The organism is Acinetobacter sp. ANC_7504, assembly GCF_056779995.1.
In genome coordinates this window covers 97,878-111,251 of sequence record NZ_JBWYIZ010000008.1, presented here as the reverse complement: position 1 = coordinate 111,251, position 13,374 = coordinate 97,878, and the positions used below count along the sequence as shown (strand labels likewise).

The following is a 13,374-nucleotide window of genomic DNA, read 5'->3' as shown; positions in this document are numbered from 1 at the left end:
TAAAATTTGCAATATCATAGCCGAAGATTGTTGAATATCGATGTAATTTTTTAAATCTATTTTATTCATAAGTATTTATTTTTATTTCATAAGATAAATCTCTGAATTCAACTAAAATATACATCAAATATTTTAATATAGGACTTGTTGTTTCCAAGCCTATATCGCCAGGATTCTCATGACTACCATTCCAAGCATAGATTTAATTGATGCACTTGCATCAGAGTATGAAGATAAATCCCCTTCGGAAATTATAGCCTTAGCTTTAAATCAAACAGGTGAAATTGCCATTTCATTTTCAGGTGCTGAAGATGTTGTATTGATTGATATGGCTGCAAATTTAGGTAAACCTTTTCGCGTGTTTAGTCTAGATACAGGTCGCTTGCATTCAGAAACTTATCAATTTATCGAGACTGTTCGTAAACACTATAATATCAACATTGAAATATGTTTCCCGGAAGCTGAAGCTGTTCAGAATCTGGTCAACGAAAAAGGACTGTTTAGCTTTTATCAAGATGATCATAAAGAGTGTTGTGGTATCCGTAAGGTTCAACCTCTTCGTAAAAAGTTAGCAACACTTGATGGTTGGATCACGGGTCAACGTAAAGATCAAAGTCCGGGTACACGTACTGAAATTCCAGTCATTCAAGCTGATCTAGGTTTTTCAGGTGAAGGTAAACAACTCATTAAATACAACCCTTTGGCGAATTGGACGAGTGCTGACGTTTGGAATTATATTCGCATGATGGAAATTCCATATAATCCATTGCATGAAAAAGGTTTTATTTCAATTGGATGTGAACCATGCACGCGTCCAGTACTTCCAAATCAGCACGAGCGTGAAGGTCGTTGGTGGTGGGAAGAAGCAACGCATAAAGAATGTGGTTTACATTCAGGTAATTTAAAAAAGTAAAAACTGTCTCACAAAGTTTTAAGCCACTGATTTAAAGTGGCTTTTTTGTACTGACCATTCATTAAAAAAATTTATGCCCCCTCCAACAAATACGTCTATACTGATCTCTTGGATTGATAATTCTAAAAAACAATTTTAGAAATTTGCAGTGAGGCAAACCTAGACTATGCGCCCATTACACCCGCTTGATTTTATTTTCTTATCTTTGGAAAAAAGACAACAGCCCATGCATGTTGGCGGATTATTTTTATTTGAAATTCCAGAAGATGCGCCACCAACCTTTATTCAAGATTTAGTGGCAGATATTCGCAACTCAAAATCTATTCCAATTCCACCGTTTAATAATAAATTAAACGGACTGTTTTGGGACACAGACACTGAATTCGATCTTGATCATCACTTCAGACATATTGCTCTACCACATCCTGGTCGTATTCGTGAGCTACTCACCTACATTTCCCAAGAGCACAGTTCATTAATTGATCGAGCTAAGCCATTATGGATGTGTCATATCATTGAGGGCATTGAAGGCAATCGTTTCGCCATGTATTTCAAAATACATCATGGGATGGTCGATGGTATTGCAGGCATGCGTTTAATTGAAAAATCACTCTCTCATGATCCAAATGCAAGAAGTATCGTTCCGCCATGGTGTGTCGAAGGTCCGCGTGCTAAGCGACTTAAAACACCTAAAGTAAGCCGTGCAAAACAAATCTTGTCTAATTTGAAAGGTCAAGTGCAGTCTACACCAGGTGTATTCAAAGTGCTGTCTGAAACTGTCTTTAAAGATATGGGACGTAATCCGGACTATGTATCCAGTTTCCAAGCCCCAAGTAGTATTCTGAATCAAAAAGTCAGCTCATCACGTCGTTTCGCTGCTCAGTCATATGAGTTTAAGCGTCTCAACCATATTTCAAAATCATTGGGTGTGACCATTAACGATATTGTGCTTGCAATTTGTTCCGGTGCTTTACGTGAATATTTAATCAGTCAAAGTGCTTTACCAGAAAAACCATTAATTGCTATGGTTCCTGTCTCCGTTCGTACGGATGATTCAGACATGTCAAATCGTATTACGATGATTCTGGCGAACTTAGCGACACATAAAGCCGATCCATTAGAGCGACTCGATCTTATTCGTCGTAGCGTAATGAATGCGAAACAAAAATTCAAACGCATGACTTCAGATCAGATTCTCAACTATAGTGCCTTCGTATATGGTCCTGCAGGTTTAAATATCATCTCTGGTTTAGCACCTAAACGTCAGGCATTTAACCTCGTTATTTCTAACGTACCAGGACCTAAAGAGCCGCTATATTGGAACGGAGCACGTTTGGACGCACTTTACCCTGCTTCTATCGTACTTGATGGTCAAGCGTTGAATATCACAATGACCAGTTATATGGATAAATTAGAAGTCGGTTTAACCGCATGTCGAAATGCTTTGCCTAAGATGCAAAATTTATTGACCCATTTAGAAGATGAGATTCAACGATTTGAAAAAATTGTGGGTCTACCTGAAGATGAAAAACCGCAGATTATAAAAAAGGCTACTAAGCGTAGTACAGCAAAGAAACAAGTAGTAGCGGATATAGAAATTGCAAATGAAAAACAAGCTTAAGGCTGTATATTTCGATATTTACAAAAAAATTAAGGGGCTTTAAAAAGGCCCCTTAATTTTTAATATTACGACACTGCTTGATTAATTGCTGACAGAGAGAAACGACCATCGCTTGTGTAACTCGAACTTCTTGACCTTGATCGTTGAGCATCAAGCAAGCGCTTTTGTTTGAATCCACAATTTGACGATGGCTACCCGCTAATTGTTCCGTTAAATTCATACCCACTTTGACCTCACTTTGCTAAGACAACATCGCTGTCTTTGGCTATTCGATTTGATTTCTTAAGTATTGAGAAATCGAGATCGAATGTAAAATCTCAGTTGTAACAAGTGTTTAACGATATTCTGTTACAATTTCAATTCAAAATGATATCGTATTGCTCTTGCGTGTATAAATTTTCGACTTGGAACTTAATGACACGTTTCACAAAATGCTCTAAATCAGAGACGGCAGCAGCTTCTACGGTTAATAAACGATCCACAACCGATGGATGCGCAACGACAGTAAAGTCAGTCTGAGACTCAAAATCTCGAGCATATCTTAATATCTCTCGAAAGATTTCGTAACAAACAGTCTCGGCACTTTTCACATAACCACGTCCCTGACACGTTGGACAAGACTCACATAACAAATGTTCAAGTGATTCACGCGTCCGTTTACGCGTCATTTCTACTAAGCCAAGCTCAGACACTTGGGTGATTTTAGTTTTTGCATGGTCACGTTCTAAGACTTTTTCAAATTGCTTAAGCACTTCATCACGGTGTGAGGCCTCTTGCATATCAATAAAGTCAATAATGATAATTCCACCTAAGTTGCGCAGTCTGAGTTGACGCACAATGACTTGTGTCGCTTCCATGTTGGTCTTAAAGACGGTGTCCTCAAGAGAGCGTCCACCTACATATGAGCCTGTATTGACGTCAATAGTGGTCATGGCTTCTGTCTGATCAATCATGAGATAACCACCAGACTTTAATGCAACACGTGTTTGCAGTGCTTTTTGAATATCTGTTTCAACATTGTATAAGTCGAATATCGGACACTCACCAGGATAATGTTTCAGACGATCAACCATATTTGGTACAAACTCAGCCACAAACTCTTGTAGCTTGCCAAACACTTCTCTTGAATCGACTTGAATTTTTACCGTATCTTCATTTGCCAGATCACGGATGATGCGTTGAGGAAGTGGTAGCTCTTCAAAGATAAGTGATGGCACCACGACACTTTTTTGTTTACGTTGAATAAATTCCCAAAGTTTTGCCAAATACGCCATATCTTGCGCAATAGCGGCTTCTTCGATCCCCTCTGCTGCAGTTCGTACAATGACAGAACCGGGTAACTTATGTTCAGCTTGAATACGCTCAATGATCGAACGTAAACGATCACGCTCTTCTTCTGATTCGATTCGCTGAGACACGCCAGTATGATGTCCATAAGGCATCATCACCAAATAGCGAGAAGGAATGGAAAGATCAGTACTTAGACGCGCACCTTTTGTGCCTAACATATCTTTCATCACCTGCACTGTCAGAATCTGACCTGGTTGCAGAAGATCAAAGACATTTGGCGTCGGTTGATTACGAGGCCAAATCATGTCATTGATATGTAAAAAAGCAGTACGAGATAAGCCAATGTCTACAAATGCCGCTTGCATACCAGGCAATACACGTACAACTTTGGCTTTATAAATATTCCCGACTAAACCACGTTTAGCGTTGCGTTCAACAAATAGTTCGTTGACCGTCCCATTTTCAACTAACGCCACCCGACACTCCATTGGGGTGACGTTAATCAACAACTCGTCAGACATAAAAAACACTCAAAACATTATAAAAATTTTTTTAAAAGGTTAATTTAGTGCCTTAACCACTTTTCAATATTTGATTCAGTAACTGTGATGTTTCATGTAAAGGCAAACCCACCACATTGGTGTAGCTACCTTCAATACGAGGAACGAACTTTGCGGCGATTCCTTGTATTGCGTAAGCCCCTGCTTTTCCTACAGGTTCCCCAGTTGACCAATATTCTTCCATATCATGATGACTGAGTGATTGAAAATCAACCTTTGTGCTCACTACCGTAATTATTGTTTTATGTTGTGAAGCCACACAAAGGCCACTGAGAACTTCATGCTGACGCCCTGACAAGGATTGCCAAATTTCAAACGCATGTTGCTTCGAGTCAGGTTTGCCAATAATTTGCCCATCTAAACTGAGGCTTGTATCTGCGGCAATGACCACCGCATCTGGAAATTGTGCTAAAACAACCTGAGCTTTTTGTTCTGCCAAACGTCGAACATAATCATGTGCTTGCTCACCATCACGTACAGACTCATCGATTTCTGGACTAAAAATATCAAATTTAAGTCCAAGCTGTGCAAGCAATTCTTTACGCCGAGGCGAGCTCGACGCCAGGATTAAATTCGCCATTTTCGAAGCAAATAATACAAGATGGGCCAAGTTAAAATACTGCTCATTAGTGGCTGCCAATGACGAGTTATCGAAAATTGCATATCGGAAATAATTTGTGCAAAAAGGACATAAATCAAATGTGCCAATATAGCAACACTAGCGATTGCCCAAGTATTTCCAAACGTCATTAAACGGCGTTCACGCACAAACCAACGGATGGTAAATGTTAGTAAAACGAAGCTTAACGCATGTAATCCAAGGGGTGCATCAAGCAGTAAATCTGTAAATAATCCGACTGCAAAAGCAAACCAAACACCACACCATGTCGGTTGAAGCAAGATCCAATACACCGTAATCATCAACATGATCAGCGGTCGCCATCCTGCCAATGTATAAGACAGAGGATACACCACCAACACTGAACCAATAATGATTGAAAGCACGATGATCCATAGAGGATCACGTGTTTTAACTGACGATATTTTTTTAGCGCTGAGCATGAGGTTGCTCCATGGCTAATGAGTCTGAGAACAGCACCACCACGTGGTGTCCACCTGCCAACTGAGCTGCAGGTTTCACGTCTATCTGCGCAAACTCACCGGTATTTTCACGCTTAACTTTGGACACTGTTCCGACCAAATATCCCGCAGGAAAATGTTGTCCTAAACCTGAACTATACACCTTGTCCCCGACTTTGACGTTAGCGCTGGTCGGTACATATTCCATTTTCAGACGACCTAAATCACCAGTGCCTGACACAATGGCACGCATGCCAGAGTTTTCAAGACGTACTGATAGGGAGTGTTCTTTATCAGACAGCAACATGACACGGCTACTGTGCGGATAAACATTGATGATCTGACCCATGATACCGTTATCATCCAACACCGTTTGCCCGACACGCAGTTGGCTCGCAGCACCGCGGTTAATGATAATGATATGACGTAATGGATCAGCATCTGTGCCGATCACCTCAGAGATTTCCATACGACCGTCAATGATCAAAGGCGTATCCAATAATCCACGTAAGCGCGTATTTTCAGCGGAGAGTTCTGAGAGTTTTTGAAGGCGAACCTGAGCCTGAAGCAGCTCTGCCTGCATCGCAGTATTCTCACGACGCAGTTGCGCTTCAGACTTGGTTTGTTGACTGAGCCATTCTTTCGATAAAACGGGATAGCTTGCAATGGCATAAATGGGATTGTATGCCGCGTACAAGACATCTCTTGCTGGTTGAATCAAGTGTGGAGCGCGCCAATTAAACATTAACACGAACAAACACACGATGACTGCAATGATGAAAGAGCGAAAAGATGGCGGTTGTCTTGAAAACAGATTCGGTTGCACCGCCTCGTCCTTAAATTAAATTACAGAAAATTAACCAACAAACAGCATGTCATGGTTCGGGTTGTCGAAGAGTTCTAAGACTTTACCACCACCACGTGTTACGCAAGAAAGCGGATCTTCAGCAACTACTACTGGCAAACCTGTTTCTTGTGACAATAACTTGTCTAAGTTACGTAATAACGCACCACCACCAGTCAACACAATACCGCGCTCCGCGATATCTGATGACAACTCAGGAGGTGTTTGTTCAAGCGCAGATTTCACTGCAGAGACAATGCTTTGCAATGGATCAGTGATTGCTTGAGTAATTTCATCAGAAGTCACCGTAATTGCGCGCGGAACACCTTCCGCCAAGTTACGACCACGAACTTCGATTTCTAGCACTTTGCCATCTTCATCCGGAAGCGCCATACCCACTTCTTTCTTAATGGTTTCAGCCGTTGTTTCACCAATGACGCAACCGTGTGCTTTACGAACATAATGAATAATTTGTTCGTCAAATACATCACCACCAATGCGTAATGAGTCTGCATAGACACAACCTTGCAATGAAATGATTGCAATTTCAGTTGTACCACCACCCACGTCTACGACCATCGAACCACACGCTTGCTCAACTGGCATGCCTGCACCAATCGCTGCTGCCATTGGCTCTTCGATTAAACGTACATCACGTGCGCCTGCATTGAATACAGCCTCACGAATCGCACGACGCTCAACCAAAGTTGATTTACATGGCACACACACCACAACACGCGGCGCTGGTGGGAAAAGACGCTTTTCATGCACTTTACCAATAAATTGGTTTAACATGGTCTCAGTGACTTCGAAATCCGCAATCACGCCATCTTTCATTGGACGAATTGCAGAAATATTCGCAGGGGTACGACCAAGCATTTGCTTAGCATCCAAGCCAACAGCGGCAACTATTTTTTGTGAACCACTGTGACGAATTGCCACAACAGTCGGTTCATTTAATATAATGCCCCGTCCTGGCGCATAAATTAGTGTATTAGCGGTGCCTAAATCTATGGCTAGATCTGGCGAAAACAAGCCAATTAGTCGTTTTAGAATCACGGGTCGTTCTCAGTTCAACGTTATATAGACGTAAGATGGCAACTTTAACTAAATGTGATGCTTTGGACAAGTCAATCGCTTATTATAACGCATGATATTTTGAATATTTTTATTACTGATTAGGTGAGACAGCATGTCAGCATCAGATGCTCAGCAATCTGCAGATTTAAATGCACAAACCGTTTCAAGCATTGCACACTTAGCACGCTTGTCTTTGGATGACACTCAATCTGCTGAATATGCTCAAAGTTTGAATAAAATTTTAGGAATGATGGAAACCTTGAAAGGCATTGATACCGAAGGTGTTGAGCCACTAAAGAGTCCATTTGACCATCCGCAGCCATTACGTGAAGACGCTGTGTCTGAACAAAACCATCGTGATGACTATCAAGCCGTTGCACCAGCTGTGCAAGACGGTTTGTATCTTGTTCCACGTGTAATTGAATAATTGTTCAGTTTTGCCCTATTTAAATTTTAGTTAAGAATTTTTCTCATGACAGATTTACATCGCTTATCGGTTCGTGAACTTATCGATGGTTTAGCAACCGCTAAATTCTCTTCACGTGAATTGACGCAACATTATTTAAACCGTATTGAAAAAATTGATGCGCAAGTCAAATCTTATGTCACTGTGACTGCTGAACAAGCATTGGCTCAAGCTGATGCAGCTGATGCAGCGATCAAGGCAGGTACAGCGACCACTTTGACTGGTTTACCTATTGCACATAAAGATATTTTCTGTACGCAAGGCATTAAAACCACGGCTGGTTCTAAAATGCTAGACAACTTTATCTCTCCGTACGACGCAACCGTTGTAGCGAAAGGTAAAGCTGCGGGCCTAGTGACTTTAGGTAAAGTGAACATGGACGAATTTGCCATGGGTTCTACATCAGAATCATCTTACTTCGGTGCAACGGCGAACCCTTGGGCTTTAGATCGTGTCCCAGGCGGGTCATCAGGTGGTTCTGCTGCGGCTGTAGCAGCTGACCTTGCACCGTTTGCGACTGGTACAGATACAGGTGGTTCAATCCGTCAACCTGCATCGTTCTGTGGCCTTACAGGCTTAAAACCAACCTATGGTCGTGTATCCCGTTTCGGTATGATTGCCTATGCATCATCACTTGACCAAGGCGGTCCAATGGCACGTTCGGCAGAAGACTGTGCGTACCTTATGAACGTGATGGCAGGTCATGACGCAAAAGATTCAACCTCTGTACAAAAAGATGCTGATGACTACGTTGCAAACTTGAACGGCACGTCTGTAAAAGGATTACGCATTGGTATTCCTAAACAGTACTTTAATGTTGAAGGTTTGGCTGCTGACGTTAAAGCACGTGTTGAAGAATCTCTAAAAAAATTGGAAGAGATGGGCGCAACGCTTGTTGAAATTGACCTCAACATGACTGAGGCATATGTTCCAACCTATTACCTGATTGCCCCTGCTGAAGCATCTTCTAACTTGTCACGTTTTGACGGCGTACGTTATGGCTACCGCTGTGAAGATCCAAAAGACATCATGGACTTATATAAACGTTCTCGCTCTGAAGGTTTTGGTGCTGAAGTTCAACGCCGTATTTTGATTGGTACTTATGCGCTGTCTGCAGGTTATTACGATGCGTACTATGTCAAAGCACAAAAAGTACGTCGTTTAATCCAACAAGATTTCTTAAAAGCATTCGAGTCTGTTGATGTGATTGCTGCTCCTTCTGCGCCGACAACGGCGTATAAGATTGGTGCAAACCTTTCTCCAGTTGAAATGTACTTGGGCGATATCTATACCATCGCGGTCAACCTTGCAGGTCTTCCTGCGATTAACGCGCCTGTTGGTTTTGATCAAAATAATTTACCTGTTGGCTTACAGTTGATTGGTAACTACTGGTCAGAATCTCAATTGTTGTCTGTGGTGCACCAATACCAACAAGCAACTGATTGGCACACCAAACGCGCTGCAATTGCTGAGGAGAATGCATAATGGCGAAGAACAATGCAAAACCTAAGTCAAATTTGATTGATGGTTGGGAAGTCGTTATTGGTATTGAGATTCACACTCAACTTGCGACTAAATCTAAAATCTTTTCAGGTTCTTCAACTGAATTTGGTCAAGACCCAAATACACAAGCGAGCCTTGTTGATTTGGCAATGCCGGGCGTACTGCCTGTATTGAACAAAGAAGTGGTTGATCTTGCCATTCGCTTTGGTTTGGGTATCGATGCGTACATCGACCAAGCATCTGTATTTGCACGTAAAAACTACTTCTACCCTGACTCTCCAAAAGGCTACCAAATCAGCCAAATGGACAACCCGATTGTTGGCTTGGGTCATATCGACATCCAACTTGAAGATGGTACGACTAAACGCATTGGCGTGACTCGTGCACATTTAGAGGAAGATGCAGGTAAATCAATCCATGACCAATTTGAAGGCATGTCAGGTATCGATTTAAACCGTGCAGGCACACCACTTCTTGAGATTGTATCTGAACCTGATATGCGCTCTGTAGAAGAAGCGGTTGCTTATATTAAAGCGATTCACACACTCGTGCGTTGGTTAGGTATTTCTGATGGTAACATGGCAGAAGGTTCTTTCCGTGCCGACTGTAACGTGTCTTTACGCCGTCCGGGTCAACCTTTCGGTACACGTTGTGAGCTTAAAAACCTCAACTCATTCCGTTTCATTGAACAAGCGATCAATGTTGAAATTGAACGTCAAATGGAAATCTTGGAATGGGACGGTACCATCGACCAAGAAACTCGTTTGTTCGACCCTGTGAAGATGGAAACGCGTTCTATGCGTTCGAAAGAAGAAGCGAACGATTACCGCTACTTCCCAGATCCAGACTTGTTGCCTGTGATCATTGCAGATGAGCAAATCGAAGCGATTAAAGCGACTATGCCTGAGCTTCCTGCTGCACGTCGTGCGCGTTTTGTAGCGGACTTTGGTGTGACTGAATACGATGCGCACGTTTTAACATTGACTCGTGAAATGTCAGAGTTTTATGAAGAAGTTGTTAAGGCTGCGGGCGGTGCTGCACAAGGTAAGATTGCTGCAAACTGGGTGATGGGTGAATTCTCAGGTGCTTTAAACAAAGCGGGCTTAGAGTTGGCAGACTCTCCTGTATCAGCAGAGAAATTGGGTGGCATGATTGCGCGTATTGTGGATAACACCATTAACGGTAAGATTGCAAAACAAGTGTTCGGCTTTATGTGGGAAGAAGGCAAAACTGCGGACGAGATTATTGCGGAAAAAGGCTTGAAACAGGAAACTGATACAGGCGCAATTGAAGCAATTATTAAAGACGTTCTTGCTGCTAACGAGAAGATGGTTGAAGAGTATAAATCTGGTAAAGAGAAAGCCTTCAACGGTCTTGTGGGTCAAGTGATGAAAGCAGCGAAAGGTAAAGCCAACCCTGCTCAAGTGAATGAATTGATGAAGAAGTTGATTGGTTGATCTGATCTTTCTTTAAAAGAAAACCCGCGAAAGCGGGTTTTTTTAATAAATTGGAGCCATAGTAAAATCATATTCAACCCGATTGAGAAGCAATTTATTCATACTTATTATGTCTAGCGTACTATCACGCAATGGATAGCCAAACAAAGCAATGCTTTGTACAATTTTATTAGCTTCAAAAGCTTGAAAGTCATTAAGACGTCTATGACTTATTCCTAGCACCGTTTCAAATGGAATATTCCCAGTTTTTAACATACTAAAATATGATGGATAAATTATTCCATCAAACCCACTTTCTCTTATAAAATCAGATAGCTTTTGTAAAATTTTATAAGCATGTTGACTAGCTAAAAATAACATTAAAACAGATAGATCTAAACTTTCAAACTCACTACAGTCCTCATTAAGAATGACACTTAAATCTAAAAGCTTTAAAGTTTTGGACGGCTTAAAAGTTCCAACATAAATTTGATCCTCTGATGAAACTCGACATTCATGTAAACATAACTCCAAATCAGTTGAACAGTAAAATATCGGATTATCCTTACTATCCAATCTTCCATTACCCAAATACTCCATTGGCGGTGAATCAAAATCTGCTGTATTCGGATTCCCTTCTGGATTTTTTCGAACTCTATAAAGAATTTGCTCTTCAGATAAAAAAACTATCGGATATTCTTTTATAATTTTTTTAAAAATTTCTTTTTCTTCGCCATTGAGCAATTGCATTTGTTTAAGAGGTTCAATTTCTCCAACCATCCACAATCGTGGACCATAATCAAAAAAGCCTATTTTAAGCTGTTTTTCAAAAATTTTAAGATCTATATCCAACTCACTACCAAACTTCACTCCTGTAACTTGATACTCATTAAATTGAATTAAAGGTGCAGCACCATAATATCCCTTATGAATTGTCCCTCTTACAAAGAAGTTAAATGCGAGTTTTTCCAACAAAGCATTATTAAGTTTTTTATATTTTTTAGAGCCACATAATGAACAAATATTTTTTGAATAAAACCCAATTTTTTCTGCTTCCAATCTCAACCCATGATTTTTAAAACAACCACTACAAGCTATTGTCGTTATACTTTGAATTTTCATGTGATGATCTATTCAATCTGTTTTAAGTAATTAAAACTTATTCAAAACATAAAAATCAATTACTTATAAATATTTTATATATATTTTTAAAATAAATTTAAAACCTAAAAATATCCCTTAAAAATTAATCTAAATCACTACAATCGAAGACTTAAGACGTATCCAACATTCAAAGTCATTCATTATGCGTGACTAATTCCCTCACCCCCTTGCGCAACAATGTTGCTCATCCCATAGGGAGAGGGAGTGTCATGTAATTATTTTGATACGCGGTGTTCCCTCTCCTGAGCAAGATTTAAAGCATTGCTTTTAAATCGAAGCGCAAGTGATGAGAATCCTCAAAATATATTTTGAGTTCGCAAGGGAGAGGTATCTTTTAAAGTAAAAAAATCTAAACATCAGAAAACACTGTTCTATTTTTCGATCTTCATTTGCCTGCTTTCACTCTTCTATACTGATTTCATCATCAAGAAGAAATGAATCAAATCATGAAATCAACAGTAATGAACGCCCAAAGCTACGGACAACCCGAAGTCCTTGAATTTACAGACTACACACTCCCACCATTAAACACTGAAATGGCACGCATCCAAGTCAAAGCCGCAGGGATTAACCCCATTGATGCACGTCGCATGACAGGTGAATTCAAACATGCACAACTCCCACAAACTTTCGGAACTGAGTTTGCAGGTGTAATCGTAGACGTAGCTGAAAACAGTGCATGGAAAGTCGGTGACGAAGTGCTGGGTTCTGGTGGAGCATTTACCCATGCAACCGTGATAGATGTTCCCCTCGTCAATTTAGTCGCAAAACCGAAAAATCTAGAATGGTCGATTGCAGGCTCGATTGCAGGAGCAGCTCAAACTGCCATGACCATTTTAGATGAAATTGGTCCAATGCAAAGCTTATTGGTACACGGTGGGTCAGGCGGTGTGGGATCAATCACCATTCAATTGGCAGTGAGTCGCGGCATTACCGTCGTGGCAACAGCATCAGCAAAAAACCAAGACTATATTCGCAGTTTAGGGGCGATTCCTGTCGTGTACGGCGAAGGATTGATTGAGCGTCTGAAACAAGCCCATCCAGATCAATTTGATGCTTCGATTGATATGGCAGGTAACGAAGATGCTACTCAAGCCTCATTGGCTACAGTGAAAAATGGCGGATTTATGGGCACGATTGCAGGACGCAAACTGTCATCCGCTAAAATTCAAGCGGTCTGGGTTAAACGTAATGTTTCCAATTTAAAACACGTGGTTGAAGGCGTTGCAAATAACAGCTTCAATTGGACAGTCAGTCGTGAATATCCTTTTACAGAAGCACAGCAAGCCTATCGAGACATTTTAGAGGGACATACGCAAGGTAAAAGCGTGCTGCTATTCAAATAATTACTATGCATACAATGTGAAAAAGGCAGGATATCATCCTGCCTTTTCTCTAGTTTGAATTATGATATTGA

The 13,374-nt window shown here is 40.9% G+C and carries 13 protein-coding genes; 6 read left to right on the top strand and 7 right to left on the bottom strand.

Annotated features, from left to right (window positions below; genetic code table 11):
* Positions 1–178: 178 nt before the first annotated feature.
* Positions 179–913 (top strand): phosphoadenylyl-sulfate reductase, encoded by a 735-nt coding sequence (locus tag AC1M9F_RS09985; RefSeq protein ID WP_035269807.1) that lies wholly within the window; start codon positions 179–181, stop codon positions 911–913.
* 166 nt (positions 914–1,079) lie between these two features.
* A complete protein-coding gene (locus tag AC1M9F_RS09980) occupies positions 1,080–2,534 on the top strand; it encodes a WS/DGAT/MGAT family O-acyltransferase (protein ID WP_481597678.1) in 1,455 nt (484 codons plus the stop codon).
* A gap of 52 nt (positions 2,535–2,586) precedes the next feature.
* On the opposite strand, the gene AC1M9F_RS09975 is transcribed toward AC1M9F_RS09980, so the two are convergent.
* The 6 genes from AC1M9F_RS09975 to AC1M9F_RS09950 form a co-directional block, all read right to left on the bottom strand.
* Entirely contained in the window at positions 2,587–2,754 is a 168-nt protein-coding gene (locus AC1M9F_RS09975; RefSeq protein WP_171076802.1) for a PA1571 family protein, read from the bottom strand.
* A gap of 136 nt (positions 2,755–2,890) precedes the next feature.
* Positions 2,891–4,345: a ribonuclease G gene (gene rng / locus AC1M9F_RS09970; RefSeq protein ID WP_035269804.1), complete on the bottom strand. Its 1,455-nt coding sequence runs from the start codon at positions 4,343–4,345 to the stop codon at positions 2,891–2,893.
* Positions 4,346–4,397: 52 nt separating this feature from the next.
* On the bottom strand, positions 4,398–4,964 hold the full coding sequence (locus AC1M9F_RS09965; RefSeq protein WP_481597677.1) for a Maf family nucleotide pyrophosphatase: 567 nt from the start codon (positions 4,962–4,964) through the stop codon (positions 4,398–4,400).
* Complete coding sequence (gene mreD, locus AC1M9F_RS09960; RefSeq protein ID WP_092766998.1) at positions 4,952–5,446, bottom strand: rod shape-determining protein MreD; 495 nt, start codon at positions 5,444–5,446, stop codon at positions 4,952–4,954. The genes AC1M9F_RS09965 and mreD overlap by 13 nt, the downstream gene beginning before the upstream one ends.
* Positions 5,433–6,290, bottom strand: coding sequence for a rod shape-determining protein MreC (gene mreC, locus AC1M9F_RS09955; protein WP_035269796.1), 858 nt, complete (start codon positions 6,288–6,290; stop codon positions 5,433–5,435). Before mreC ends, mreD begins: the two co-directional genes overlap by 14 nt.
* Before the next feature lie 30 nt (positions 6,291–6,320).
* Positions 6,321–7,367, bottom strand: a complete 1,047-nt coding sequence (locus tag AC1M9F_RS09950) for a rod shape-determining protein (protein ID WP_035269793.1) — start codon at positions 7,365–7,367, stop codon at positions 6,321–6,323.
* A gap of 133 nt (positions 7,368–7,500) precedes the next feature.
* Here AC1M9F_RS09950 and gatC point away from each other — a divergent pair, with 133 nt between their 5' ends.
* The 3 genes from gatC to gatB are packed head-to-tail and all read left to right on the top strand — an operon-like array spanning position 7,501 to position 10,814.
* Complete coding sequence (gene gatC / locus AC1M9F_RS09945; protein ID WP_035269791.1) at positions 7,501–7,815, top strand: Asp-tRNA(Asn)/Glu-tRNA(Gln) amidotransferase subunit GatC; 315 nt, start codon at positions 7,501–7,503, stop codon at positions 7,813–7,815.
* Positions 7,816–7,860: 45 nt separating this feature from the next.
* Positions 7,861–9,339: an Asp-tRNA(Asn)/Glu-tRNA(Gln) amidotransferase subunit GatA gene (gatA, locus tag AC1M9F_RS09940; protein WP_481597676.1), complete on the top strand. Its 1,479-nt coding sequence runs from the start codon at positions 7,861–7,863 to the stop codon at positions 9,337–9,339.
* A complete protein-coding gene (gatB, locus tag AC1M9F_RS09935) occupies positions 9,339–10,814 on the top strand; it encodes an Asp-tRNA(Asn)/Glu-tRNA(Gln) amidotransferase subunit GatB (RefSeq protein WP_481597675.1) in 1,476 nt (491 codons plus the stop codon). The genes gatA and gatB overlap by 1 nt, the downstream gene beginning before the upstream one ends.
* Positions 10,815–10,856: 42 nt before the next feature.
* On the opposite strand, the gene AC1M9F_RS09930 is transcribed toward gatB, so the two are convergent.
* Positions 10,857–11,915 carry an RES family NAD+ phosphorylase gene (locus tag AC1M9F_RS09930; protein ID WP_481597674.1) on the bottom strand — a complete coding sequence of 353 codons (1,059 nt, stop codon included), beginning with the start codon at positions 11,913–11,915 and terminating at the stop codon, positions 10,857–10,859.
* Positions 11,916–12,403: 488 nt separating this feature from the next.
* Here AC1M9F_RS09930 and AC1M9F_RS09925 point away from each other — a divergent pair, with 488 nt between their 5' ends.
* On the top strand, positions 12,404–13,303 hold the full coding sequence (locus AC1M9F_RS09925) for an NADP-dependent oxidoreductase (RefSeq protein ID WP_481597673.1): 900 nt from the start codon (positions 12,404–12,406) through the stop codon (positions 13,301–13,303).
* Positions 13,304–13,374 lie beyond the last annotated feature (71 nt).